The 25,281-nt window shown below is 58.8% G+C and carries 26 protein-coding genes; 13 read left to right on the top strand and 13 right to left on the bottom strand.

All coding sequences use genetic code 11. The annotated features are described in order from the left end of the window. Positions 1 to 36: 36 nt before the first annotated feature. From ATU_RS20015 to ATU_RS19985, 7 genes are all read right to left on the bottom strand, one after another. On the bottom strand, positions 37 to 804 hold the full coding sequence (locus tag ATU_RS20015; RefSeq protein ID WP_010973706.1) for a 5-oxoprolinase subunit PxpA: 768 nt from the start codon (positions 802 to 804) through the stop codon (positions 37 to 39). Between the two features lie 30 nt (positions 805 to 834). Next, positions 835 to 1,830: a 5-oxoprolinase subunit C family protein gene (locus tag ATU_RS20010; protein ID WP_010973705.1), complete on the bottom strand. Its 996-nt coding sequence runs from the start codon at positions 1,828 to 1,830 to the stop codon at positions 835 to 837. Beyond that, entirely contained in the window at positions 1,827 to 2,534 is a 708-nt protein-coding gene (gene pxpB / locus ATU_RS20005; RefSeq protein WP_010973704.1) for a 5-oxoprolinase subunit PxpB, read from the bottom strand. Before pxpB ends, ATU_RS20010 begins: the two co-directional genes overlap by 4 nt. Further along, a complete protein-coding gene (locus ATU_RS20000) occupies positions 2,531 to 2,959 on the bottom strand; it encodes a hypothetical protein (protein ID WP_006315981.1) in 429 nt (142 codons plus the stop codon). The genes pxpB and ATU_RS20000 overlap by 4 nt, the downstream gene beginning before the upstream one ends. Continuing rightward, positions 2,956 to 4,347, bottom strand: coding sequence for an acetyl-CoA carboxylase biotin carboxylase subunit (gene accC, locus ATU_RS19995; protein ID WP_035257899.1), 1,392 nt, complete (start codon positions 4,345 to 4,347; stop codon positions 2,956 to 2,958). The genes ATU_RS20000 and accC overlap by 4 nt, the downstream gene beginning before the upstream one ends. Continuing rightward, entirely contained in the window at positions 4,347 to 4,790 is a 444-nt protein-coding gene (locus ATU_RS19990) for an acetyl-CoA carboxylase biotin carboxyl carrier protein (protein WP_010973702.1), read from the bottom strand. Before ATU_RS19990 ends, accC begins: the two co-directional genes overlap by 1 nt. A 285-nt stretch (positions 4,791 to 5,075) precedes the next feature. Continuing rightward, positions 5,076 to 5,429 carry an antibiotic biosynthesis monooxygenase gene (locus ATU_RS19985; RefSeq protein ID WP_035257896.1) on the bottom strand — a complete coding sequence of 118 codons (354 nt, stop codon included), beginning with the start codon at positions 5,427 to 5,429 and terminating at the stop codon, positions 5,076 to 5,078. Between the two features lie 124 nt (positions 5,430 to 5,553). Between ATU_RS19985 and ATU_RS19980 the strand changes: the two genes are divergently transcribed. Next, the gene (locus tag ATU_RS19980) at positions 5,554 to 6,441 is read left to right on the top strand and encodes a LysR family transcriptional regulator (protein ID WP_010973700.1); all 888 of its coding nucleotides are present in this window, start codon (positions 5,554 to 5,556) and stop codon (positions 6,439 to 6,441) included. 115 nt (positions 6,442 to 6,556) lie between these two features. On the opposite strand, the gene ATU_RS19975 is transcribed toward ATU_RS19980, so the two are convergent. Genes ATU_RS19975 through ATU_RS19960 form a run of 4 tightly spaced genes read right to left on the bottom strand, consistent with a single transcriptional unit; the run spans position 6,557 to position 9,147 of the window. Then, on the bottom strand, positions 6,557 to 7,153 hold the full coding sequence (locus ATU_RS19975; protein ID WP_010973699.1) for an NUDIX domain-containing protein: 597 nt from the start codon (positions 7,151 to 7,153) through the stop codon (positions 6,557 to 6,559). Positions 7,154 to 7,179: 26 nt separating this feature from the next. Further along, on the bottom strand, positions 7,180 to 8,025 hold the full coding sequence (locus ATU_RS19970; protein WP_010973698.1) for a PhzF family phenazine biosynthesis protein: 846 nt from the start codon (positions 8,023 to 8,025) through the stop codon (positions 7,180 to 7,182). 56 nt (positions 8,026 to 8,081) lie between these two features. Further along, complete coding sequence (locus ATU_RS19965; protein ID WP_010973697.1) at positions 8,082 to 8,711, bottom strand: LysE family translocator; 630 nt, start codon at positions 8,709 to 8,711, stop codon at positions 8,082 to 8,084. Positions 8,712 to 8,742: 31 nt separating this feature from the next. Then, entirely contained in the window at positions 8,743 to 9,147 is a 405-nt protein-coding gene (locus ATU_RS19960; protein WP_010973696.1) for a VOC family protein, read from the bottom strand. A gap of 135 nt (positions 9,148 to 9,282) precedes the next feature. Between ATU_RS19960 and ATU_RS19955 the strand changes: the two genes are divergently transcribed. Together ATU_RS19955 and ATU_RS19950 are read left to right on the top strand one after the other, a co-directional pair. Continuing rightward, positions 9,283 to 10,629 (top strand): aminotransferase-like domain-containing protein, encoded by a 1,347-nt coding sequence (locus ATU_RS19955; RefSeq protein ID WP_010973695.1) that lies wholly within the window; start codon positions 9,283 to 9,285, stop codon positions 10,627 to 10,629. Between the two features lie 34 nt (positions 10,630 to 10,663). After that, positions 10,664 to 11,278 carry a nucleotidyltransferase domain-containing protein gene (locus ATU_RS19950; RefSeq protein ID WP_010973694.1) on the top strand — a complete coding sequence of 205 codons (615 nt, stop codon included), beginning with the start codon at positions 10,664 to 10,666 and terminating at the stop codon, positions 11,276 to 11,278. 91 nt (positions 11,279 to 11,369) lie between these two features. Here ATU_RS19950 and ATU_RS19945 read toward each other — a convergent pair whose 3' ends face one another. Further along, the gene (locus ATU_RS19945; protein WP_006315994.1) at positions 11,370 to 12,266 is read right to left on the bottom strand and encodes a LysR family transcriptional regulator; all 897 of its coding nucleotides are present in this window, start codon (positions 12,264 to 12,266) and stop codon (positions 11,370 to 11,372) included. A 108-nt stretch (positions 12,267 to 12,374) separates the two neighbouring features. Between ATU_RS19945 and ATU_RS19940 the strand changes: the two genes are divergently transcribed. From ATU_RS19940 to ATU_RS19905, 8 genes are all read left to right on the top strand, one after another. Continuing rightward, positions 12,375 to 13,457, top strand: coding sequence for a 4-oxalomesaconate tautomerase (locus ATU_RS19940; RefSeq protein ID WP_035257893.1), 1,083 nt, complete (start codon positions 12,375 to 12,377; stop codon positions 13,455 to 13,457). A 45-nt stretch (positions 13,458 to 13,502) separates the two neighbouring features. Then, positions 13,503 to 14,504 (top strand): ABC transporter substrate-binding protein, encoded by a 1,002-nt coding sequence (locus tag ATU_RS19935; protein WP_006315996.1) that lies wholly within the window; start codon positions 13,503 to 13,505, stop codon positions 14,502 to 14,504. 9 nt (positions 14,505 to 14,513) lie between these two features. Further along, positions 14,514 to 15,335, top strand: a complete 822-nt coding sequence (locus tag ATU_RS19930) for an ABC transporter ATP-binding protein (protein WP_010973691.1) — start codon at positions 14,514 to 14,516, stop codon at positions 15,333 to 15,335. Further along, the gene (locus tag ATU_RS19925; RefSeq protein WP_006315998.1) at positions 15,322 to 16,098 is read left to right on the top strand and encodes an ABC transporter permease; all 777 of its coding nucleotides are present in this window, start codon (positions 15,322 to 15,324) and stop codon (positions 16,096 to 16,098) included. Before ATU_RS19930 ends, ATU_RS19925 begins: the two co-directional genes overlap by 14 nt. A gap of 285 nt (positions 16,099 to 16,383) precedes the next feature. Then, positions 16,384 to 17,979: a peptide ABC transporter substrate-binding protein gene (locus tag ATU_RS19920; RefSeq protein ID WP_006315999.1), complete on the top strand. Its 1,596-nt coding sequence runs from the start codon at positions 16,384 to 16,386 to the stop codon at positions 17,977 to 17,979. Between the two features lie 54 nt (positions 17,980 to 18,033). After that, positions 18,034 to 18,957, top strand: coding sequence for an oligopeptide ABC transporter permease OppB (gene oppB / locus ATU_RS19915; RefSeq protein ID WP_006316000.1), 924 nt, complete (start codon positions 18,034 to 18,036; stop codon positions 18,955 to 18,957). Then, the gene (locus ATU_RS19910) at positions 18,950 to 20,080 is read left to right on the top strand and encodes an ABC transporter permease (protein WP_006316001.1); all 1,131 of its coding nucleotides are present in this window, start codon (positions 18,950 to 18,952) and stop codon (positions 20,078 to 20,080) included. The genes oppB and ATU_RS19910 overlap by 8 nt, the downstream gene beginning before the upstream one ends. A gap of 1 nt (position 20,081) precedes the next feature. Further along, the gene (locus ATU_RS19905) at positions 20,082 to 21,689 is read left to right on the top strand and encodes an ABC transporter ATP-binding protein (protein WP_035257891.1); all 1,608 of its coding nucleotides are present in this window, start codon (positions 20,082 to 20,084) and stop codon (positions 21,687 to 21,689) included. Positions 21,690 to 21,848: 159 nt separating this feature from the next. Here the strand turns inward: ATU_RS19905 and ATU_RS19900 are convergent, their stop codons facing one another. Continuing rightward, entirely contained in the window at positions 21,849 to 22,373 is a 525-nt protein-coding gene (locus ATU_RS19900) for a GNAT family N-acetyltransferase (RefSeq protein WP_010973688.1), read from the bottom strand. A gap of 234 nt (positions 22,374 to 22,607) precedes the next feature. On the opposite strand from ATU_RS19900, the gene ATU_RS19895 reads away from it, so the two are divergent. Both ATU_RS19895 and ATU_RS19890 read left to right on the top strand, forming a co-directional pair. Next, positions 22,608 to 23,666, top strand: a complete 1,059-nt coding sequence (locus ATU_RS19895) for a LacI family DNA-binding transcriptional regulator (RefSeq protein ID WP_010973687.1) — start codon at positions 22,608 to 22,610, stop codon at positions 23,664 to 23,666. A 1-nt stretch (position 23,667) separates the two neighbouring features. Next, positions 23,668 to 25,278 (top strand): FAD-dependent oxidoreductase, encoded by a 1,611-nt coding sequence (locus ATU_RS19890; RefSeq protein ID WP_010973686.1) that lies wholly within the window; start codon positions 23,668 to 23,670, stop codon positions 25,276 to 25,278. Positions 25,279 to 25,281: the final 3 nt, after the last annotated feature.

Below are 25,281 nucleotides of genomic sequence, written 5' to 3'. Positions count from 1 at the left end.
CTTTCGATGAGATGGAAACAACAAACAGCGACCGGCTCAGGCCGCGTGTTCGGCCGCAGGCGCCAGAGTGGCGCCGGAAGCCTCGATTTCACTGCGGATGATGCGTGCAAGTTCCAGAGAACCGGGCGTATCGCTGTGGACGAGGATAGAGTGAGCGGGCATGGCGATGATCGTGCCATCGATGGCCTCGACCTGACCATGTGTCAGGAACCGTCGAACCCGCGCGCGCACCGACGTCTCGTCCTTGACCAATGCGCCGGGCAGTCCCCGCGCCACGAGCCTGCCTTCGGCGTCATAGGCACGGTCTGCCAGAAACAGCGCCAGTGTCTTGAGGCCCGCGCGTTTCGCCGCCCTTTCTATTTCACTTTCTGGCGTCACGAACACCACGAGCCGCGGATCGACGGTGGCAATGGCATTCATCATCAGATCCGCCAGTACGGGATCACGATTGACCATATTGCCCATCGCCGCGTGAAAGCTGAAATGGCCGACCTTCATCCCCTCGGCTCCGGCAATCGCCATCAGCGCACCGAGCTGGTAAAGCATCTGCTGACGCAGCTCGTCGGGTTGGAACGGTATTTCCCGTCGTCCGAAACCGGCGCGGTCCGGCAGCCCCGGATGGGCGCCGATGCCGACACCATTCGCTTTCGCCAGACGCACCATCCGGGCCATCGTGTCGGGGTCGCCGCCGTGAAAACCACAGGCAATGTTGGCAGACGATACGATCTTCATCATCGCCTCGTCATCGCACAGCCGATAAGGACCGAAACCTTCGCCCATATCGGAATTCAGATCGATCTTCATCGCATTCTCCTTCGATCCGTTCACCTGCCGTCAGGCCATTGCCTTCAGCGCCCGCTTGACCATGTGTGAAGTCTGCCTGATATCCTCGAGATAGCTGGCAACCGCCTGTTCCACGACCCGCGCTTCAGCATGGGTCGAGCGCACGAATTGCAACCGGCTGCCGATCCGCGCCTGCCCAAGGCGCCACAGATCGCATTCGATCACGCCGGCAACCTTGGGATATCCCCCCGCCGTGTTGGCGTCACTCATCTGGATGATCGGCTCTCCCCCCGGCGGCACCTGAACCACACCCGGAACGACCCCATGGGAGCGCATTTCGATTGTCTCCGTCGGCTTGATCGGTTCGCCGGACAGACGATAGCCGGTGCGGTCGCTGCGGGATGAGATGCGCCATGTCTGGCTCCAGAAAGCCTCGCCATCGGACGCGAACAGCCCATGTTCGCCGGCCGGTATGGCGCGGATCTGCAAGATGCCTTCAATTGGCGGCGCGAACACGTCACGCAAAGCAGTGGCAGGTTCGATAACGGCAATACCGCTTGCCGGCAGCGGTAGTGCATCCGCGACCGTGCCGATCTTCAGCCTGTCGCCCCTGGCAAGGGGCCGCCCGGCATTGCCGCCGAACCCGCCGCGCAGCGCCGTGCTCCGCGACCCCATCAGCACCGGTACATCCACACCGCCTGTAAGAGAAATATAGGCACGGGCAAATTGTGGTGGCTGCTTCAGTTCCAGAACCTGGCCTTCGGCGGCTACATGGGTACACCATGGAAGCAGCTCCCTGCCATCCAGCAACATTTGACCATCTGCCCCCGTGACCGCAAAGGCCGCACGGGCTTCAAATCGCATTTTGAACGGAAAGGTCTGGACCTCAATGACGGCCGCATCGTCGAAATTGCCGAGAAGGATATTGCCGATTTTGACGGCCAGCGGGTCCATGGCCCCGCCCGCGGAAACACCGACGTCGCGATAACCCGGGCGTCCGAGGTCCTGCACCGTGTTAAAAGGACCTGTTTCGATGATCTCGATCATAGCTCGATCCTCGCCGGCACGAACCGCACGATATCGCCGGGCGCCATCAGGGCAGGCACCGACGATTCCGGATCGAACATCTGCAGATCGGCATAACCGATGGAGTTCCAGCCATTCGGACCCGTCAGCATGGCCACACCGGTCTGCATGCCGCCAATGGTCACGCAGCCCTTTTCCATCCTGATGGACGGCACGGTTTTTCTGGGCATGTAAATACGGGGATCAAGACCGTGCAGATAACCGAAACCGGGCGCACTGCCCAATGCGAAGACACGATAGGTCGCCTCATGATGGAGACGCACCACCTCGCGGTCACTTAACCCGGAAAAATCGCAGATGGCAGCAAGATCGGTTGCGTATTCGCCACCATAATGCACGGGGATTTCGATGGTTTTTCCAGTCAGATCAAGGCTCTGGGCACTGTTCCATGCGTCCCGCAGCCGCCCGACGACACTGTCGGGGTCATCGGGTGTTTCCTTGAAGATAGTCAGAAGATTGGTCATGCCGGGGATGATTTCCGCAACATCCGGCCAGTTACTGACCGATTGCGACAAGGCCCAGATCCAGCGCTGCGCGGGCAGATCGAATTCGCCGGGCGCTTCGAGCAGGAAGGAACGGGAGCCGATGAAGGAAATCCGTGCCTCGCCCTTGGTAAGAGGCAGGATGTCATGCAGCGGCGCAAGAATATTCGGCGTAGCAATCATGATTGAGGCTCGATTTCGAACAGGGGATCGCCGAACCCGACCAACGCATCCGGCTCTGCAAGCCGTCTCTTCACGACGCCCAGGCAACCGGCGGATACGGGAAGCAGAACCAAGCCGACGCGGATGAAGCCGAGAACATCGGCACTGCCGGTCGAGCGCGGGAGGCTGTCAGTCTCGACCGGTGCGGAGGGGTGAGAAGAACAGAAACGGCCAGCCATCGGGGCTTTGACAATCACTGGTACCGCAGCGGTTTCAACTGGTGAGGTTTTCACCACCGAAACGGCCTGTGCACTGTTGCCGGTGGCAACGAGGAGGCGCAAATGACCCTTGGGCGTTGAGATTTCAATTCCGTCCACACCCGCCGCCGTCAGGGCTTCGGTCAGGGCCGCGATGGTGGCGGTGTCGGTGAGGTCGAGCGTACTCATGCCACTCTCCGTTGCTTGAGCCATTTCTCCAGATAATGAATGTCCGTTTCACCACACACGAAAGCGTCGTCCTCAAACAGCGCGCGCAGGAACGGCAGATTGGTCGAAATGCCTTCAATCGATGTCCCGGCAAGTGCCTCGCGCATCTTCGCCATCGCCTCGCTGCGGGTTGGCGCATGGACGATGAGCTTGGCGACAAGGGAATCGTAATAGGGAGAAACCCTGTAACCCCCATGAATATGGGTATCGACACGAATACCTTGCCCCTGCGGCCAGGCAAGACCCGTCACGACCCCGGCGGAAGGCAGAAACGTCTGCGGATCTTCCGCGTTGATGCGGCACTCGAAGGCGTGGCCTTCGCATTTTACATCCTGCTGGCGTAGAACCAGTTCCTCCCCCTGTGCCGCCCTGATCTGCGCCTGGACGATATCGATCCCGCTGGTCATTTCGGTGACGGGATGCTCGACCTGCAGACGCGTGTTCATCTCGATGAAATAGAAGGCCCCGTTCTCGTAGAGGAATTCAAACGTTCCGACTCCACGATAACCGATCTGCTGGCAGGCCTCGACGCAGGCTTGTCCGACGGACCGGATCACGTCAGGCGAAATGCCGGGCGCGGGCGCTTCTTCCACCACCTTCTGGTGGCGACGCTGCATGGAGCAGTCGCGATGTCCCAGCCAAACGGCATGTCCGTGGGTGTCGCACAGCACCTGTATTTCAATGTGCCGGGGATGCTGAAGGAATTTCTCCATGTAGAGCGCCGGCGAGCCGAAAGCCTGACGGGCTTCCTCGCGTGTCGTGGGAATCGCCTCATGCAGAGATCCGGCATCCGGCACAACCCGCATACCCCGCCCGCCGCCGCCACCGGCAGCCTTGACGATGACAGGATAACCGATTTCCTGCGCAATGCTTTCGACGGCAGCCGGATCATCCGGCAATGCCGTATCAGGGCCGGGAACACACGGCACAGCAGCAGCAATCATCGCCCGTTTAGCAGCGATCTTGTCGCCCATCGTCGCAATCGACGATGCGCCCGGTCCGATGAAAACAAGGCCGGCTTTTTCGACGGCGTCCGAAAAGGCGGTATTTTCTGATAGAAACCCGTAACCGGGATGGATCGCTCCTGAAGATGTCAACCGCGCCGCGAGCAGGATGGCATCCTTGTTGAGATAACTTTTGCCCGCAGCGGAAGGGCCGATACAAAGAAAACTATCGGCAGTCTGGACATAGGATGCGCCCCTGTCCGCCTCGGAGCATATTGCAACGGTTTTTAGCCCGAGTTCATGGCAGGCCCGCTGGATTCTCGCTGCTATTTCACCCCTGTTGGCAATGAGAACCGTATCGAAGCGCCTTTCGGCAGGTGTCGTATCTTTGAAGACCTCCACCATCACGCGATCTCCGCCAGCACATCGCCCGTCTCGACCTCGCCGCCATCGACCTCAGTAAGATATGCAATTCGGCCCGCATGCGGCGCGGCAATGGTGTTGAAGACCTTCATCGCCTCGATGATGAAGAGGGTCTGCCCCTCTTCGACACGATCGCCGACATTCACGAACGGTTTCTGACCGGGCGTCGGGGAACGATGCAAGACACCAAAAACCGGCGCCTTAACGGTGAAGGTCGAACCCGCGCTCACGACGGAAGTTGAAACATCTGCGGAAGAAGCCGGCCCGGCAACCTCACCTTCGGTCGAATTCGTCTCGGCAATAGTCGCCGACTGCCCAACGGTTCGGAAAATCCGGACCGTCACTTTTTTTTCCGTAACCGTCAGCTCCGTGACGTTCGTCCGTCCAACGAAATCGATCAGCGTCTTTATCTTCGGCAGGTCCATGGCACACTCGGTATTTCAGAGAGCCCTCCGCAATCGCCATTCAAACGATGCGTGGCTGCCTACCTGGGTACACGATAGCCAATATGATGGGGTCAAACGAAGTTTTAATGGACCACGGTTTTCGGCGTTGTGACGGTGGCTGGATGACCACTGCCGCTGCTCAATTGATTCATATCTCCTCAGCGGAGAAAAGGATGAACCGTTTTGGCCACCGACAGGGGGAAATTTCCCCCTGCATAGCTTGCGACCTGACACGTTCCTTAAAAACCGATGTCGTAAGGCCGGTCACGCGGTCTTGAGCTTGGGAAGAACCAGATCATCGACTCGGTAGGTATGGAATTCGCTTTTCGAAACCGTGTCCAGCTTGCGGAATTTTTCAACGAATGCCGGATCGCTAAAGAATTCATCGACGCTGCCGGCGCCCTGGATAGCCTCGACATTAACGACCGTCTGCCCGTCCGTGCTTTTTGCAAGGCTGCTCCAGAGGAATCCTTCTTTCCGTTCGGCGACGTAGTGTACGACGTCCTGAATGATGGCGAAGGCTTCTTCCTGCTTTCCGGGATGAACATGTATGACGTTGACGATGAAAGTCGTGGGGGCAGGAGAGCCGGTGAAGGCTGCAAGAAGTGTCGTTTCCATAGATGTCTCCATTTTGAAGCCCGGCCAATTCAGCCGCGGCCACATCTGGATATCGAAAGGAAAATAGCGGATAAAGAAGCTGCTATTCTCAACATACCGGAAGAAAATTCCTTAATTAGAGATCATGGACAAACTCGGAACACTGGGCATATTCATTCAGGTCGCGGAAGCAGGAAGCTTCGTGGCGGCCGGACATCGTCTTGGCATCTCTGGATCAGCCGTCGGCAAGGCTATCGCACGTCTGGAGGACGAACTGGGTGTGCGATTGTTCAATCGCTCGACACGCAGCATGACCCTGACGGAGGATGGCGGTTTTTTCCTCGATACATGCCGGCGCATCCAGTCGGAATATGAGACCGTCCAGGCGCAATTATCGAGATCGCAGGCCATTCCACGCGGGCAGCTGCGCGTCAGCCTTCCGCTGGCGGGCATGCTGCTGATGCCGACAATATCGGCGTTCATGGATGCCTATCCTGACATCAATCTCGACCTGGATTTTACCGATCGACTGGTCGACGTCATCGAAGAAGGGTTCGACGCCGTCATCCGGACAGGCGATATCAGGGACACGAGGCTGATGAGCCGCAAGCTCGGCACCTTCAAACACAGGATCGTGGCGGCACGCGGCTATCTTGAAGCGCATGGCTGGCCGACGGTTCCCGAAGATCTTGCCCGGCACCGCTGTCTCCACCACCGTTTCGCGAATTCCGGAAAGTTTGAACCGTGGCCGCTGGTTCGCGATGGGCGTGAGATCAGGATCGATCTGCCGGTTGCGACCGTTGCAAGCACGCTGGAACCCTTGATCTATCTCGCGGAACGATCATTCGGGGTCACCTGTCTTCCTTCATTCGCCGTGGCATCTGAAATCGCCGAGGGGAAACTGGTTTCGCTGCTGGACGATTACGTGGCCGATACGGGCACCTTCTGTGTACTCTGGCCGACCAATCGATATCTTTCTCCAAAGGTCAGAGCGTTTGTCGACTACATGGCCACCAATCTTTTCGCCAGATGATCGCCGGCGTTGGATCGGTCCGGCGCTGTTTCGCCGGGCCGGATAACGTTCTTTCTGGTCGATCATGAGTGTGCGATCGCGCCTGTCCCGAACCACCAATGTTCGTGGACCACGATCAGAGCGACCCGTGCTTTTCCTGTAAAAGCCGGATGGTAAGATGCTGGAGCAGAATGATCGTCTTGGCATCACGAATATCTCCACGGTCGATCATTCGCATCGCCTCCGGCAGGGGAATTTCGAGCACATCGATATCTTCCCCCTCGTCAGCGGAGCCGCCGCCCTCGCCCACTTTGTGGGTGTCGGCATATTCGCCGTGGAAAAAGGCGAGATATTCGGTGACCGAGCCGGGGCTCATATAGATATCAAACAGGTGCTTGAGTTCGGAAACCTCGTAACCGGTCTCCTCCATCAGTTCCGCACGCATTCGCGTCGCCGGTTCCGCGCCTTCGAGCAGTCCTGCCGGTGTCTCGATCAGCGATGCCAGACCGCCATTCAAGAGAACCGGTAATCGGAACTGGCGGGTTAAAAGGACATGGCCGTTTGCCGGATTGTACAACAGGCAAGTCGCCCCGTTGCCGCGATCATATGCCTCCCGGGTCTGCTTCTGCCAGCTTCCGTCCCGCAGCCGGAGTTCATATTCATACTTGGTCAGCCGTCCCCAATCATCCGCCAACACGCGTTCGGAAATTGGGCGGTAAACACTGTCATTCATCAAGTCACCTCGTTTTCATCTGTCTTTCAAAGGCCGAGCAATCGGCCTTCGACATGTGTGCGTGTTTCCCCACCCACCCATATTGCACCGGTCTCATCGCGGCTCAGGTAAACGCGGCCATGACGGCCGAGACGTGTCCCCTGCGCGGCGACATAATCTGCCGCGACCATGCCCGTGGCAAACAGCCATTGCGCCAGCGAGGCGTTAAGGCTTCCGGTAACGGGATCTTCGGCGATGGCGCCCAGATGATCGCTGAAGAAGGCACGAACCTCAAAGGCAGCCTCGCCGCCTTCCGCATGAGGGCCAACCACACCGACATCAATGCGCCCGGGCCAGCTGCGAACCGGATCGATGGAAAGCACCTTTTCGGCCGATGCGAGCCTGACCCCCAGCCATCCGGGACCATTGTCGATCCAGGCGGCATCAACGACGTCATGGGCCTCGATCCCCAATAGCTGCAGAGCCTCTTCCAGCTCGGCGGGCGTCGGTGCACCGGAACGGATAAGCGGCGGGGCGGCAAAGGAAAGCCGCCCCTGCGCGCGCCGGACCGGGACCAGCCCGGCACCGCATTCCTGAATGATGGCCGTTTCGTTTTTGGGCGAACCGTCGGCGGAGAGCCACGCATGGCAACTGCCCAGCGTAGGGTGTCCGGCAAAGGGCATTTCCCGGTCGAGTGAAAATATACGGACCCGATAGTCAGCCCTGGGATCGGTGGGCGGCAAAAGAAATGTGGTTTCGGACAGGTTGAACCACCGCGTTAACCGCTGCATTTCATCGGTCGTCAGCTTGTCGGCGCCCGTGACGACGGCCAGCGGATTGCCGGAAAGCGGCCCGGAGCCGAATACATCGATCATGTGAATAGCAAGGGTCATGACATCGTTTCTTTCAGTTCGGATCAACCGGCGGACGTGGGCGGAGGGTGTGGCCTTCAGTTCTGCCAGACAAGCAGTTTGAGACCCGCAACCGCAAAGACCGCCGAGAGCACGGATTCGATCCATCGCCGTAGTCTGGTATAGAGTGCAATCATCGAGGCGGTCGAGAAAAGCAAGGCATAACCACCGAACACGGTGACGCCGAGAATGGCGCAGCCGCCGATGATTGCCGGCACCATGCCGGCGGGCGCGTCCGCGCGAAACCCGAGCGACATGATGGCTATCCATGACAGAATGGCCTTCGGGTTGCCGATATGCATGAAAAGCCCCTGCCGATAGAGCGAACGATAGCGCGGCACCGCGCGCTCCACAGTCATCCCTGCAAGATCGGAAACCGGTTTGAGGGCCGATCTGCCGGCACGGAAGGCCAGATAGGGCAAATAGGCGCCACCAGCGATCTTGATGACGAAAAGCGCCTGGGCATAGGCAGTGAGCACGGCGGACAGGCCGGTCGCCGTCAGGATTGCCCAGAACAGCGAACCGGTGATGACGCCCGCCGCCAGAGCAAGAGCCGGCAGGCGGCCATCGCGCATCGCCGTTGCCATGATTGCCATGTTGCTTGGCCCCGGGCTGGCGGTGGCAATGAGATACGTGCCGTAAACGATGGCAAGCTGGCTGGCGAACATATCGGCTTCTCCGGAAATCAATGGCTCCCCACTAGTGCGGGAGATCACCGCGATGGACGATATGGACCTTGTTCCCATCGGGATCACGCAGATAGGCGCCGAAATAACCATCGCCATAATGCGGGCGTGGGCCTGGACCACCTTCGTCGGTTCCACCATGAGCCAAACCGCCAGCATAGGCGTTGTTCACCGCCCCTTTCGATGGCGCGAGAAAGGCGACCATGCCACCATTGCCAGCCGTCGCCGCCTCGCCATTGAAGGGGCTATAGACGTAAAAACGCGGCAATGGGGCGTGCGTTGCCACCCAGCAAAGTGCCGCAGGTCCGCCATCGGGTGTGATGGTCCGGCGTATCAGGCCAAGCGGCGCGAGCACGGCATCATAGAAACGTCCCGCCCGCTGAAGATCATCCGTTCCGACGGTTACGTGGCTGAACATTTAAACCTCGATGCGCCCGCCATATGGCTGTCGCCTGTTGCAAAGTGTGGATTTCATTCAGCGCCCTCATAGCCTATGTTACACTTCTTGGTTATCTAAATAGTGTAACGTGACACTTTTAACGAGGTTGAGATCGTGTTGCTGCAATCCCCCTGGGTACCTCGCCTTGCAGATATCGAGGCGAATGCCGCCGAACGGCTGGTGCTGGCACTTGCCGACGATATCATCGAGGGAAGGTTGACGGGCGGTGCCCGCCTGCCGGCCCATCGTGACCTCGCGTGGAAACTGGGCGTGGGTCTCGGCACGGTGACGAAGGCCTATGCCGTTCTGGAACGGCGCGGCCTGACGCGCAGCGTCAAGGGTCGGGGAACATTCGTCGCGCTTCAGGAAGCACATAACGACCGGCAGATCGACCTCTCGTCCAACGCGCCGCCGGCCACGCTCAACGCCCGTATTCTGGCAAAAACACTGACCGGCATCGCGCGCAAGATCGATGCGGATCATTTCAATCTCTATGCTCCGCCCGTCGGGCATGTGGAACACCGGCGTGTTCTGGCCCGTTGGCTCGCGACGCAGGCCCTGTCCGTCGATCCATCGCATCTGGTGCTGACGAGCGGTGCCCGCCAGGCACTGTCATTGGCCTTCGATCTTACCTGCGGCAAGGATGGTCTGCTGCTGACCGAGCGGATCACCTATCCCGGCGCGCTCGCGCTGCTTCGGCGTAAAGGGTGCAGGGTGCGGGGTGTGGAGATCGATGCCGAAGGGATGGTGCCGGAGGCACTTGCGGAAGCGCTTGCTGGCATGAAACCGGGTGGTGTCAGGGCGATCTATCTGACGCCGACGTTGCATAATCCGACTACCGCCACCATGGGTATGGCGCGGCGACATGCCATCGTGGATATTTGTCGCCGGGCCGGTGCCTGGATCATCGAGGACGGCGTTTATGCCGCATCCGACCCGGGTTTCAGCCCATTGGCGGCATTGGCGCCTGACATTTCGTTTCATGTGAATGGCTTGTCCAAATCGCTCGGCCCCGGTTTGCAGATCGGGGTACTGGCGCTGCCAGCGGGACAGAAGGATGCCGCAGAAAACTTCTTGCAGGATGCGCCGATGGCCCCCTCCGCCCTTTCCTGTGCGGTGGTTGAGGACTGGCTGACCACCGACGTCATCTCATCGATCCAGCGTGATCTGCGCCACGAGGCGCGGCGACGCTCCAGCCTTGCGGTTTCCCTGCTGGGTGCGAGCGAGCTTGTTTCGCATCCCGATGCATACAATGTCTGGTTGCCGATGCAGCGTGCTGCCTCCAAGGACTTCGTATCCGCCGCCGCGGCAAGCGGCATAAGGCTGACCGCGCCTGATTCCATGATGGCGGATACGGAAGATCAGGCAAGCGGCATCCGGTTTTGCCTCGGCGGCCCGTCATTCGATGACCTGACCGGGGCACTGACTGTCCTGGCGGGACTGCTGAGGCGGCGGGCCTGACGCCACCGGACCGAAATCAGGCAAGAGAGACCCTATGATCATGAACAATCACCGGATGTTGCCGGACCAGGATGCGTGGGAACCCTGGAGCCCTGCCGAGCTTTCCCGGCGGTTGAGCGGCATATCGAGACCCTGGTGCATCGTTGGCGGCTGGGCTCTCGACCTGTGGCACGGAAGCACGATGCGCGAACATGACGACCTTGAATTCACGGTGCTGCGTGAAGATCTGGAAATCTTCCGGCGTGAACTGAGTGAGATGGAATTCTACACCGTCAATGACGGCGTTCTCGAACGGCTCCCGCCGGATCGGCAACCGGCCTCGGAGATTTTCCAGATCTGGTGTTTCGATCGCACTGCCAAGTGCTGGCGCGTCGATATGATGATCGAGCCCGGAACGGATGATACCTGGGCCTACAAGAGGAATCCGGAAATTACACGACCCCGCACCGACATGGTTGCGCTGACAGCCGACGGCATTCCTTACCTCAACCCATCCGCAGTGCTTCTCTTCAAGGCGAAGCACCGGCGTCCCAAGGACGAGCAGGATTTCGTAAATGCACACCCGAAACTGCTCCTGTCGGAACGCCGGTGGCTGCGGAATTGCCTTGAGCTCCTGCATCCCGGCCATGAATGGGCGCAGGCGCTGTGAAAGCCAGCTTCCCAGCCCACCAGTTTCTGTCCAGCACTGCTGATGGACGAGGAAGAAGTTGACCACAGGCTGATGGAGCGCAACGCACCATTCAGGGTGTTTTCCAGGTCTTCAACAGCATTTGCACGAATTTTTCCGCAGCCGGAGACAGCGCGCTGCTGCGCCTTTGCACAATACCGATCGTTCGCGACACGACGGGATTGACGATCGGTCGCGTGACGAGGAAAGGGTGCTCATCCTGCGGGGTGGCCAATCGCGGCAGCACGGAAATCCCCAGCCCGGCTTCGACGAGTCCGAGCGACGTGTTGAGGTGAGTCACCTCGTAAAACCAGTTCAGCTTTAGATTGTGCCGCGCAAGCGCACCGTCGAGAAGCGTCCTGTTGCCGCTGGAACGATCGACAACCACCAGAGGGTGTGGCTCCAATTGATCCCACTGGATTGTTTCGAAAGCCGCCAGAGGATGGTCTTTCCTCATCGCCAGCACAAATGGGTCATCGATCAACGGCTCGAATGCCAGATCGGGATCGGAATTTCCCATCAGGTTAATCCCGAATTCCACTTCGCCGCGGGCAACCGCCTGCAAGCCCTCGTTTGCGGTCAGGTCTCTGATACGCAGCCTAATATGCGGATATTGCTTACTAAAGGTTTTGATGACGGTGGGTAAAAAGTAGAATGCCGCAGTCGGAACACATGCCATGGTAATAAGGCCACGCCGCTGCGCACCGTCCTTCATTGCAAAAAGCGATCCGTCAAATTCCTCCAGCATGCGCCGGACAAGCGGCATCACCTCCTGGCCCATCGCCGTTGGAGCGACATGGCGTGTGGTTCTTTCAAGAAGCGGCGCACCGATGGCCTGCTCCAGTTTCTGGATACGCCGGGTGAGCGCCGGTTGCGAAATATGCAGCGCATCAGCCGCTCGGTGAAAGCTCTCCAATTCAACCACTGCTTGAAAAGCCCGTAAATCAAGAATTTCGCAATTGATGCTCATATCGCAATAAAACCTCCGAACATTGCATTTAACAGATTATACTTCTTTCCTCATATTGCAACAACGCGGCGCATTGATCCGCCAAATGCAAGATTGAGGCTTCTTTCCATGAACGATCTACTCAAGATACCCTGTGTGCTGATGCGCGGCGGAACATCGCGTGGACCGTTCTTTCTCGCATCCGATCTCCCCCGCGATCAAGCCGAACGGGATGCGGCCCTCCTCTCCATCATGGGGTCCGGCCATCCGTTGCAGATCGATGGCATTGGTGGCGGCAATCCGGTCACGTCGAAAGTGGCGATCATCGGCCCTTCCACGGTCAAGGGTGCCGATATCGACTATCTTTTCGCGCAGGTCCGCACCGACAGGCAATATGTCGACTATTCGCCCAATTGCGGAAATATGCTGGCCGCCGTCGGCCCCTTCGCGATCGAGGCCGGGCTTGTCGAGGCCCATGGCAACGACACGATTGTGCGCATTCACAACGTTAATACCAGCAAGCTGATCGAGGCAAAGGTTCCGACCCGCGGCCGCGAGGTTATCTATCTCGGCGACGCTTCGATCGATGGTGTGCCGGGCCTCGCAGCGCCGATCGCCTTGACGTTCATGGATGCCGCAGGTGCAAAAACCGGAAGGTTGCTGCCGACAGGCAAAGCCGTAGACATGATCGACGGCTTGGAGGTGACGGCCATAGATTGCGCCATTCCGATGGTGCTGATGCGCGCGGCCGATCTCGGCCTGACCGGTTATGAGGACCCGCAGGCGCTCACCGCCAACAGCGATCTCATCGAGCGCATGACCCGCATCCGCATTCAGGCCGGCAAGCTGATGGGCATGGGTGATGTCACCGACATGGTCATTCCAAAGCCGGTACTCGTCGCGCCAGCCCGCAGGGGCGGCACTCTTTCGGTGCGATATTTCATGCCGAATGAATGTCATCCCGCACTGGCGACAACCGGCGCCGTCGGCATCGCGACCGCAGCCGTGACCGAAGGCTCGGTTGCCTACGATTTGGCAGGCCGCCTTTCCGTACCGACCCAGATCAGCATCGAACACCCTGCCGGCCGCCTCGACGTGCAGCTGGAAATGCGGGAGGGAGCAATAACCGCCGGGCTTGTGAGAACGGCACGCAGACTTTTCGAAGGCTTTGCCTTCGCCAAACCGACCGCTGCAATTGAAGACGCAGCTTAAATACAGCCATATTGACACAAAACATGAAACAGGGAGGAGACCCTCATGCGTAAATACCTGCTTGCAACAGCAGCGCTCTGTGCGTTGGCAGCATCCGCGAATGCCGAATCCGTCAGGATGAGCGTAGGCTCGTACAACCTCAACAATCTGCCTTTCCCCGTGGCAGCGAGCCTCGGTTTCTACAAGGACGAGGGGCTTGATGTAACCACCGAGAACTTTGCCCAGGGCGGATCGAAGGTGCTCCAGGCACTCGTTGCCGGTTCCACCGACGTCGCCGTCGGTTTCTACGATCACACGATCCAGATGCAGTCGCAGAACAAGCACGTCGTAGGCTTCGTTCAGCTCGCCCGCAACTCGGGTCTGGTGCTGGCCGGCACGAACGATACAGACTTCGATCCGGCCAAGCCCGAAACGATCAAGGGAAAGAAGGTCGGCATCACCTCGCCCGGTTCTTCTTCGGACTTCTTCATTCGCTACTATATGAAGCAGCACAATCTGAGCGACAACGACATCTCCATCATCGGCGTCGGTTCGGGTGCTGCGGCCGTGGCCGCCCTGCAGCAGGGCAAGATCGATCTGCTCGTCAACTACGATCCCGCCGCGACAATCGTCGTCGAGCGCGGGCTGGGCAAGATCCTCATCGACGCCCGCAGCGATCAGGGCGCCAAGGATGTCTACGGCGGCATCTATCCGACATCGGTCCTTTATGCGACGCAGGACTACATCAACGCCAATCCCGAAGTAATCCAGAAAGTGACCAACGCCACGGTTCGGGCGCTGCACTGGATGAAGCAGCATTCGGCGGAAGAAATCGTCGCAAAACTTCCCGATGATTTCGTGTCTGGCGACAAGCAGACCTACATCAAGGCCGTCGAAGCCGCCAAGGCGATCTTCTCCGAAGACGGCAAGTTCGAGCCTGCCGATCTCGAAACGCCGCTGGCCGTTCTGAAGAGCTTCAACGATGCGGTCGCAAAGGCAACCATCGATCTCAACACCACCTATACCAACAAGTTCGTCGAGGCCGCGGCTTCGAAGGGCGGAAACTGAGGATATGCCATGTCTTCGCCAGTGAGAAAGCTAGAGCCCGTGACGGAACTCAAACCCCAGCCGATGGTGGCAATCGATGACGTGACCATGGCGTTTGGTTCGTTCGTTGCCGTTCAAAACGTCAACCTTAGGGTTGGCGATGGAGAGTTTCTCTCCATCGTCGGCCCCACCGGTTGCGGAAAATCCACCATCCTCAACGCCATCGCAGGGCTGCTGAAGCCTGCGCAAGGCAAGGTGTCAATCGACGGTACGGCCGTCCAGGGCGTACAGAACACCATCGGATATCTGTTCCAGCAGGATGCGCTTCTTCCCTGGAAGACGGCGTTTCAGAATGTGGAACTCGGCCTGATGTTCCGCGGCGTCGCCGAGGATGAACGGCGCGCCAAGGTTACGGCCTGGCTCGAAAAGGTCGGCCTCAAGGGCTTCGGAGACCGTTTTCCGCACCAGCTCTCGGGTGGGCAGCGCAAACGCGTGCAGATGGCGCAGGCGCTCATCACCGAGCCGAAGGTCATCCTGATGGACGAACCCTTCTCCGCACTGGATATCCACACCCGCCACCTGATGCAGAATGAATTGCTGCGCCTGTGGCAGGAGGACCGCCGCGCGGTGGTCATGATCACCCATGATCTTGAAGAGGCAATCGCGCTCGGAGACCGCGTCGTCGTTCTCGCGGCCGGCCCGAAAAGCCGCGTTATCGAAAGCTTCCCCGTTGATCTCGAACGGCCCCGCAACGTCGCCGAAATCAAACTCGATCCAAAATTCATGACGCTCTATCGCGATATATGGGCGTCCCTGCGTGGCGAAGTGGAGAAAAGCTATGCAAGCCGTTAATGTTCGTATCATCCAGGTCGCTCTTCTGGTCGTGCTCCTGGGCGGCTGGCAACTTGGCGTAAGCTCCGGTGCCATCGATCGCTTCTTCTTTCCTGCACCCTATGACATCGTCAAACAGGTGATCGACTGGGTTGCCGATGCCGGGTTTTATAAACATGTCGGCATCACGCTCAGCGAAACGGTGCTGGGCTATATCATCGGCACCGGTCTTGGCGTCGGCGCCGGCGTGTGGCTTGGCCTCAGCCCCTTCGTCGCCCGCGTGCTCGATCCGTTCATCAAGGCGGTGAACGCCATTCCGCGTGTCGTTCTGGCACCGATCTTCGTTCTCTGGCTTGGACTTGGCCTCTGGTCCAAGGTCGCTCTTGCGGTCACGCTCGTTTTCTTCGTCACCTTCTTCAACGCCATGCAGGGTGTGCGTGAAGTGAACCCGGTCGTGCTGTCCAATACCCGCATTCTCGGCGCTAAGCGCTCTGACCTGCTGCGTCACGTCTACTTCCCGGCTGCGGCAAGCTGGATCCTGTCGTCGCTGCGCACCTCTGTCGGTTTCGCCGTGGTTGGCGCGATCATCGGCGAATATCTGGGAGCTTCCGCGGGTCTCGGTTACCTGATTGCCCGCTCTGAAGGCAACTTCGATGCGGTCGGCGTCTTCGCAGGCATCATCATCCTTGCGGTTTTCGTCCTCATCATCGACCTCATTCTCGATGTTGCGGAGAAAAAGCTGATCACCTGGCGGCCGAATAACGGTGAAGAACGACCTGCATAGGATTTTCACCTGGTTTCAAATCGAGCGGGGCGGCCAGTCGGCCGGCCCGCTTTTTTCGTCGGCGCAGGCCAAAGCCCCGCCACAATCCATACAAGTTTCGCAAAGGTCGCAGCGTTCAATCTCCCTTCGATCAGAATTGCGGCTATTTCGAAAACGGCATCATGGACGTACCTTAGGGGCTACTGAAGTTGTGGGTTCCGCATCAACTCACAATTTATTGTGGTTGCACTTCGGAGAAATTTGGCCTTGTTTGTGGGCTCAAAATACTCACGGGGAAAGAAAACAATGTCCATAACAACTACAGTGCGCACTACTCTGCTGCTCGGATCGCTTCTGCTCGGTGCCAGTTCCGCACTTGCGGAAACAGTGCTGCATCGCGGCAATTCTGGGGAACCGCAGACGCTCGATCAGGCCCAAACCTCGATCAACATCGAAGCCTTTATCCTGAAGGACCTTTTTGAAGGTCTCACCATTTACGATGCGGCAGGCAAGATCGTTCCCGGTACGGCAGAAAGCTGGACGCTGTCTGACGATGGCACCGTCTACACGTTCAAATTGCGGGCGGATGCAAAATGGTCGGATGGCACGCCGGTAACGGCTGGCGACTTTGTATTCTCCTACCAGCGCGTCGAAGACCCGAAGACCGCAGCAAAATATGCGAATATTCTTTACCCGATCAAGAACGCCGAAAAGATCAACAAGGGCGAAACGCCGGTTGACCAGCTTGGTGTGAAGGCGGTGGATGACAAGACCCTTGAAATCACACTCGAGCGCTCAACACCTTTCTTCCTTGAGCTTCTTGCTCACCAGACGGCGCTGCCGATTTCCAAGGCGAGCTACGAAAAGAACGGCACGAACTTCGTAAAGCCGGGCGTCATGGTCTCGAACGGTGCTTACAAGCTCGAAGCGCATGTTCCCAATGACAGCTTGACGGTCGTCAAGAACACCGACTTCTGGGATGCGTCGAACACTAAAATCGACAAGGTCATCTTCTACCCGATTGACGACCAGGCCGCCTCCGTTCGTCGTTTCGAAGCGAAGGAAATGGACCTCGCATACAACTTTTCTGCGGACCAGATCGACCGTCTGCGCAAGTCCTACGGCGAGCAGGTCCACGTTTCGCCGACGCTTGCGACCTACTATTACACCTTCGACACCCGCGAAGCCCCGTATGACGACGTGCGCGTGCGCCAGGCCCTTTCCATGGCGGTGGACCGCGATTTCCTCGCCAAGGAAATCTACAGCGGTTCCCAGGTTCCGGCCTACTCCATGGTTCCCCCGGGCATGGACTCCTACGGCGAGCCGGCAAAGGCCGATTTTGCCACGCTTTCCCAGCTCGACCGGGAAGACGAGGCACTCAAGCTCATGAAGGACGCCGGTTACGGTGAAGGCGGCAAGCCGCTTTCCATCGAAATCCGCTACAACACCAACCCCAACCATGAACGCGTCGCGACAGCTATCGCGGATATGTGGAAGAATACTTTCGGCGCGAAAGTGTCGCTGGTGAACCTCGACGTTGCCTCGCACTACGGCTACCTTCAGGAGGGCGGCAAGTTTAACGTGGCGCGCGCCGGCTGGGTTGCCGACTATGCGGATGCGGAAAACTTCCTCGCTCTTTCGGTATCCTCCAATAAGACCTTCAACTATTCGAAGTTCAACAACGCCGAATACGACTCGCTGATGCAGAAGTCCTACAACGAGAAGGACCCTGCTGCTCGCTCCAAGCTGCTGCATGAGGCAGAAACCATCCTCATGAAGGAACAGCCGGTCGCTCCGCTTCTGACGCAGGCCGATCTCTGGCTGGTGTCCAACCGGGTCAAGGGTTGGGTCGACAATGCTGCCAACGAACACCTCAGCCGCTTCCTGAGCGTTTCCGAATAAGCAGCGCTGGCACGGTGGCCAACACCACCGTGCCATGCCGGAGCCCGAAAAATCATGATCTCGTTTATCCTGCGCCGTTTGGCGAGCGCCGTGCCGACTTTGTTTATCGTCGTCACGATTTCGTTTTTCCTGATGCGTTTCGCGCCGGGTGGTCCGTTCAATCTTGAACGTCCCCTGCCGCCGCAAACGATGGAAAACCTGATGAGAACCTATCATCTGGATGAGCCATTGTGGCGCCAGTATCTCATCTACCTCCGCAATGCCGTCACCGGCGATTTCGGTCCGAGCTATATCTACAAGGACAATACTGTCGCGCAGTTGATCGGCAAGGGTCTGCCCTATTCGCTGGAACTCGGTAGTTATGCGCTGTTGCTGGCGCTGGTGGGCGGCGTTCTTGCCGGCACTCTGGCCGCGCTCCGGCAGAACAGTGCCTTCGATTTCTCGCTCATGTCGATTTCAACTGTTGGCATTACCGTGCCGAACTTCGTTGTCGCACCTGTTCTCACGCTCGTCTTTGCCGTGATACTCGGGCTTCTGCCGGCAGGCAGCTGGGGTGATGGATCGCTGAGATATCTCATTCTTCCGATGATCGCGCTCGCCTTGCCGCAGCTTGCGGTTATCGCGCGCCTGACACGCGGGGCCATGATCGAGGCCCTGCGGATGGACCATATCCGCACCGCCAAGGCTTATGGTCTTCCGGCCCGCAGCGTGGTCGTGCTGCACGCCATGCGCGCTGCGATGCTGCCCGTCGTTTCTTATCTCGCGCCCTGTGCCGCCGCTCTCCTCACGGGTTCGGCGGTCATCGAAACGATCTTCACGATCCCCGGTGTCGGCCGCTACTTCGTTCTTGGCGCCATCAATCGCGACTATACGCTGGTGATGGGAACCGTGGTTCTCGTCGCCATTTTCGTCATCGTTTTCAATCTCCTGGTCGATATTCTCTACGGCCTGCTTGATCCGAGGGTCAGACATGACTGATATCCCCGGCACTGTTGCCCATCAACCGGTGGTGAAAAGCCGAAGCCTGTTCCAGCTCGCAGCCCTGCGTTTCAGACGAAACAAGGCGGCCATGGCGGGTTCCATCATGCTCCTGCTGATCACGCTTTTCTCCTTCATCGGTCCGAATTTCCTCACCCATACCTATGATCAGGTGTTCTCGTCCTACGTCTCCGTGGCGCCCAGTCTTGAGCCGCGTCCTGACGTGAACAACCTTCAGGGCGTGATGGAAGGCGTCGCCGGCCGTGCACGCGTGGAGCTGAAGGAATTTTCCGTTGAAGGGCAGACCTTCACGGCAACCATCACCTCCAGCAGCGCAATCGACCCGCGCGCGACCCGCTATTTCGACCGCGCCAACGAATTTGAAAACACTAAGGTCGTGGCCACCGAAGACGAGGGCCGGACGCTGAAGCTGGAAGGCGACGTCAACCGCGAATACTTCTTCTTCGGCACGGATTCAAATGGTCGCGACATGCTGGCCCGGGTGATGCTGGGTGGGCAGATCTCGATCGCCGTCGGCATTCTGGCCAGCCTCGTTTCGCTCGGGATAGGCGTCCTTTACGGCGCAACGGCTGGATATATCGGCGGACGTGTCGACAATGTGATGATGCGTTTCGTCGAAATCCTCTATTCGCTGCCCTTCGTCTTTCTGGTGGTCGTTCTCGTGGTTTTCTTCGGCCGCAGCTTCATCCTGATCTTCCTGGTCATCGGTGCGGTGGAATGGCTTGATATGGCGCGTATCGTCCGTGGCCAGACGCTTGCGCTGAAACGGCGGGAATTTGTGGGGGCCGCACAGGCCTTGGGTTTGAGCGACTGGCAGATCATCCGCCGTCACATCATTCCCAATACGATCGGACCGGTCGTCGTGTTCGTCACCGTCGTCGTGCCCAAAGTCATTCTTCTGGAAAGCTTCCTCTCCTTCCTCGGCCTTGGCGTGCAGGCGCCGCTGACGAGTTGGGGGGCGCTGATTTCCGAAGGTGCCAACAATATCCAGTCAGCCCCGTGGCTCCTGATATTCCCGGCGATCTTCTTCGTGCTGACCCTGTTTTCGCTTAATTTTGTGGGCGACGGGTTGCGTGATGCACTCGATCCCAAGGATCGTTGATATGAAAACGACACCTGAAACCATCCTCACCGTCCGTGACCTCAAGGTTGAATTCACCACGCCCGATGGCACCGTGAATGCCGTCAAGGGCATCGATATTGACGTCAAACAGGGCGAAACGCTTGCCGTCGTCGGCGAATCCGGTTCCGGCAAGAGCCAGACCATGATGGGCATCATGGGGCTGCTGGCATCAAACGGCATTATTGAAGGTTCGGCAAAATATCGTGGACACGAGCTGATCGGTCTTCCGGTCAACGAACTGAACGATATCCGGGGTGCGAAAATCACCATGATTTTTCAGGAGCCGATGACCTCGCTCGATCCTCTTTACCGGATCGGCGCGCAAATCGCCGAACCGATCATCTACCACAGGGGTGGCAGCAAAAGGCAAGCGCGCGCACGCGTTCTCGAACTCCTGAAGCTCGTTGGAATTCCTGAGCCGGAACGGCGTATAGACAGCTACCCGCATGAGCTTTCCGGCGGTCAGCGCCAGCGCGTGATGATCGCCATGGCGCTCGCGAACGAGCCGGACATTCTGATTGCCGATGAACCGACCACTGCGCTCGACGTGACGATCCAGGCGCAGATCCTCGACCTTCTGAAGTCGTTGCAGCAACGCTTCGGCATGGCCGTCGTCCTGATCACACACGATCTTGGCGTGGTCCGCCATTTCGCCAATCGCGTCGCCGTGATGCGCCGCGGCGAGATCGTCGAGACCGGCACGACGGAAGATATCTTCGAGCGCCCGCAGGCGGACTACACCAAGATGCTTCTCGATGCGGAACCCAGCGGGCACAAACCCGCGGTCGGCAGCGAGGCACCGGTCGTTCTCTCGGGCAAGAATGTGACGATAGACTATAAAATTCCGGGTGGCTTCCTGTCGAAGTCCAGCAAGTTCCGGGCCGTCGACAGCGTCAATGTCGACCTTCACCAGGGACAGACCATCGGCATTGTCGGTGAATCCGGATCGGGCAAGTCCACGCTTGGTCGTGCGCTTCTGCGTCTCATCGTTTCGGAAGGCCGCATTTTCTTCGGCAAGACGGAGATCACCGGCCTTGACCGAAAGGCCATGCGGCCGTTGCGGCGGCATTTGCAGCTTGTGTTTCAGGATCCCTATGGCTCGCTTTCGCCAAGACAGACGGTGGGGGAGATCATCACCGAAGGCCTGTTCGTGCATGAGCAACAGCTCAGCCGGGCGGAGCGGGACAAGCGGGCAATCGAAGCACTGAAAGAAGTCGGTCTCGATCCCGCGGCCCGCAACCGCTACCCTCACGAATTTTCAGGCGGACAACGTCAGCGTATCGCAATCGCCCGCGCAATCATCCTCAAGCCTGAGGTCGTCATCCTCGACGAACCGACGTCTGCGCTGGACCGATCCGTCCAAGGACAGGTCATCGACCTGCTGCGTGATCTGCAGAAGGCCCATGGCCTTTCCTACATCTTCATCAGCCACGATCTTTCGGTCATCAAGGCGATTTCGGATTACGTCATCGTCATGAGAAACGGGAAGATCGTAGAGGAGGGAGAGACGGACGCCATATTCAGCAGGCCGACGGCTGAATATACCAAAACACTCATCAAATCCGCGTTTTCGGCGGAGGTGGCGTAATAGTCCAGCGAGTGCACAGCATTTGCGTGAGCTACCCAACGCATCGCTGAGTGCGCTGGAAACCGACTAGACAGATGTCAGCAACCGTTATCCGCGACGCGCGCGGGGCGGTTGCGACAAGCTGCGATGATGGTGGATAGTACGCCCTTCGAGAAACCGTCACTGATTTTCGCTGATATACAGGTGACGACTGACGACGTTTCCGCTTTCTCCGCCGCGCTTTTGATAGATTTCCCGCCTGTCATGCACCCGTTCTGCGACCTTTTGTGACGGTATGTTTTCGGGGCTGGTGATGCTTACCACTCTACGCAAACCGAGAGCGTGAAATGCATAGTCACGGCAGGCAATAGCCGCTTCGGTCGCCAAGCCCATTCCCCAATATTCGCGCCATAGGTGATAGCCGATTTCGGGCTCAAGGCCGGCCGGGGTCTCTTGCAGAGTGATCCCGCAATCACCGATGACCTCCCCCGAAACCGTCTCCACGACTGCCCAGAGACCAAATCCATGCTGTGCGTAGCTGTCAAACGCAAGCTTCTGAAACCATTCATTGATTTCTGATGGAGACTTGGTAGCCGGATAGAACCGCATGCACTCTCGATCAGCGTAAATTCTGCCCAGTGAAACGAGGTCATCACCTTCGACTTCGCGCAGATGCAATCGTTCAGTCTTCATGACGATTGACATAGTCACCTCACGAATTGCGGCTTCGCGGCCTAGAATTGATCGTCAGCTAAATTTAGAGCACCGCAAGCGCAAAGCAAAGCTTCGCACCGCAGGCTAAAGTTTGACGGCTATCTAAGCGCAACGAAAATCCCTTCGTCCCACCCTGCGGCCACCTCTTGACACGTTCTTGGCAATATCGTTTATACGTATAAGCAGCTAATACGAATTAGCAGCGAGGCAGGAAATGAGGTTCCGATGGTTAGGCGGTTGACGCAACGGGATATTGCGATCTTCGCGGGGGTCAGTCAGGCAACCGTTTCACTCGTGCTCAACGAGGCAAAATCCGCTGAAGGCCGCATTCCGCCTGAAACGCGGGAGCGTGTGCTGAAGGCCATTCGGGACACTGGTTATGTGGCGGACCCCATCGCGCGCAGCATGGTCAAGGGCGCCAACCGGATCCTGGGTGTTTTCACCTATCAGCCGGCTTTTCCGATCGCGCAGGCCGATTTCTACACGCCTTTTCTGATGGGGATCGAAGAGGAAGCGGAGAGGTTGGGCTACGACCTTCTGCTGATGACGGCAGCCGAGCGCGACGATAATGGGCGAAAGCGCATCTTCGGGGAAACAGGTCGGCTTCGACTTGCTGACGGATGCCTCATTCTGGGCAGCCAGTTCGATCGCGATGAGCTGGCCCAACTGGTTGCCGGCGACTATCCTTACGTCGCAGTCGGTCGCCGTGACGATGCCGGCGGGCCGGTGCGTTATGTCGGCGCGGATTACGTCACCGCCACGCATGCTCTTGTGCGGGAGGCACTTGTCGCCGGCCATCGCCGTTTCGCCTTTATCGGCGCGACGGGTCCGGCGGAATCCATCAGCGACCGCTGGCGTGGGTTTCTGACTGCGATCGAAGGTGCGGCGGAGCTGGTCTATTCCCATGAGAGCGAAAATGGCGATCCGGCCGAGCAACTGGCCGCCGTTCGCGCCAGCGGAGCAAGCGTCGTTTTTTTTGCCGAAGTGGCCGAAGCGGTGGTCTTCGACAATCATGCCCGCGCGCAGGGGGTCAGCGTCCCCGGCGATCTTTCCATCGTGGTGCTGGGCAGCGGCACACGCACGCATACGCTACGCTTGCAACGCGACTTCACCTCCTATGCCATCCCCCGCGAAGAGATGGGCAGGCAGGCAACTTCCATGCTGGTCGAAACCCTTACCAGTCCCCCCGGCCCCGTAAGGCAGATACTGCTGGGCTGCGACATCGTGGCGGGCGAAACGCTTGCTTCCCCAACTCAAGGCCCAATTCAAGGAAAGAGAACCTGACGTGAGAGAATACAATGCAGATATTCTTGTGGTTGGCGGCGGACTTGGCGGCGTGGCCGCGGCGCTTGGAGCCCTGCGCAACGGCCGCAGCGTTATCCTGACCGAAGCATTCGAGTGGATTGGCGGCCAGCTGACCAGCCAGGCCGTGCCGCCCGACGAACACAGCTGGGTGGAACAGTTCGGAATCACCGCCAGCTATCGCGCCCTGCGCACCGGCGTGCGGCAATATTACCGCGACCACTATCCGCTGACAGACGCCGCCCGGGCCGATCTGACGCTCAATCCCGGTGATGGCAATGTATCTCGCCTGTGCCATGAACCGCGTGTTTCACTGGCGGTGATGGAGGCGATGCTTGCCCCTTTCGCGGCGGGCGGCAAGCTGACCATCCTCAAGCCCTATGAGCCGATCGCGGCCGACGTCGAGGGCGACACCGTGCGGGCCGTGACACTACGCCATTGCAATACGAGCGACCTCGTTTCCTGTTCGGCCCGGTACATCATCGACGCCACCGAACTGGGCGATCTGCTGCCGCTGACCGCAACCGACTATGTCACAGGTTTTGAAGCGCAATCCGAAACTGGAGAGCCGAGTGCGCCGGCGGAGGCGCAACCGCACAATCAGCAGGCCGTCTCGATCTGCTTCGCGGTCGATCAGGTTGACGGCAATCACGTCATCGACAAGCCCGCCCGGTACGACCACTGGCGTCAGGTTGCCCCCGAATTCTGGGGCGGCCCGCTGTTGAGCTGGGACTCGCCCAATCCGCGGACACTGGAACGTAGCCGCCGGTTCTTCGATCCCAACCCGGTTGACAACGCAACACGCGACGTTGCCGACCAGCGACACAGCGCGGGCGATATGAGCCTGTGGATATTCCGCCGCATTGCCGCCCGCCACACGTTTCGGCCCGGCGCCTATGCCAGCGATATCTGCCTCGTGAACTGGCCGATGATCGATTATTTCGAGGCGCCGATCATCGACGTTACCCCCGAACAATATGCCGAGCGGCTGGCCGATGCGGCTAGTCTGTCCTATTCCATGTTCTACTGGATGCAGACCGAGGCGCCTCGGCCAGATGGTGGTCAGGGCTTTCCGGGACTGCGCCTGCGCGGCGACATTACCGGCACGGAACATGGCCTGGCCATGGCGCCCTACATCCGTGAAAGCCGTCGCATTCGTGCGCTGACCACGGTGGTTGAGCAGGATCTGTCGCTTGCGGTGCGCGGCGATCGCGGCGCGGTGCATTACCCTGATAGCATCGGTATCGGCATGTATCGCATCGACCTGCACCCCTCGACGGGCGGTGATAATTATATCGATGTGGGGGCCTGCCCTTTCGAAATTCCGCTGGGTGCCCTTATCTCCCGCCACAAAACGAACCTGCTGGCGGCATCCAAGAATATCGGCACCACGCATATCACCAATGGTTGTTACAGGCTGCACCCGGTCGAATGGAACATCGGCGAAGTGGCCGGCATGCTGGCCGCCTATTGCCTCGACAAGGGTGAGACCCCGCATGGCGTGCATGCCGATGAAAAGCGTCTGGCGGAGTTCCACACACACATCGAACGCCAAGGGGTGGAGCGCCATTGGCCTGATATTCGCGGCTACTAGCCA

This window comes from Agrobacterium fabrum str. C58, assembly GCF_000092025.1.
GTDB classification, from domain to species: domain Bacteria; phylum Pseudomonadota; class Alphaproteobacteria; order Rhizobiales; family Rhizobiaceae; genus Agrobacterium; species Agrobacterium fabrum.
Note: the sequence above shows the minus strand (reverse complement) of the source record. Positions and strands in the feature narration are given on the sequence as shown.